At 64.8% G+C, this 599-nt stretch carries 1 pseudogene; it reads left to right on the top strand.

The annotated features are described in order from the left end of the window. Nucleotides 1–104: 104 nt before the first annotated feature. A pseudogene (locus tag AC1DTN_RS38470) lies at nt 105–599 on the top strand (glycerol-3-phosphate dehydrogenase); the annotation flags it as partial.

The following is a 599-nucleotide window of genomic DNA, read 5'->3' as shown; positions in this document are numbered from 1 at the left end:
GCCCACCCATGACGATTCGAGAAGGCACTCTCGAGGCTCCCACACGCCACCCGGTGGATTGGAAGAATCCGGACTTCCACGATCAGGCGTCCTGCGAAAAGGAGATGACGCGGGTCTTCGACATCTGCCATGGCTGCCGCCGTTGCGTGAGCCTGTGCGACGCCTTCCCGACCTTGTTCGACCTGATCGACGCCACCGCGCAGGGTGAGGTCCACGAAGTGGCAACGAAGGATTTCGCGAGCGTCGTCGACCAGTGCTACCTGTGCGACCTCTGCTACATGACCAAGTGCCCCTACGTGCCGCCGCATCCGTGGAACGTGGATTTCCCGCACGTCATGCTGCGAGCGAAGGCGATCAAGTTCAAGAACGGCGGCGTCGGCGCCGGCGAGAAGCTGCTCGCCTCGACCGATGTCCATGGCCAGTTCGCCGGGATTCCCGTGGTGGTGCAGGCCGTCAACGCGCTGAACAGGACGCGACCGGTGCGCAAGTTCCTCGACAGCGCCTTGCACGTCCACCCCGACGCCTGGCTGCCCGACCTGGCGACAAGGCGCTTTCGCTGGAGCGCCCCCAAGGATTCAGCCGCCATGCCGGTCCTGGAC

This window comes from Rhizobium sp. 01T444, assembly GCF_056398305.1.
This window is presented reverse-complemented; position numbering and strand designations above follow the sequence as displayed.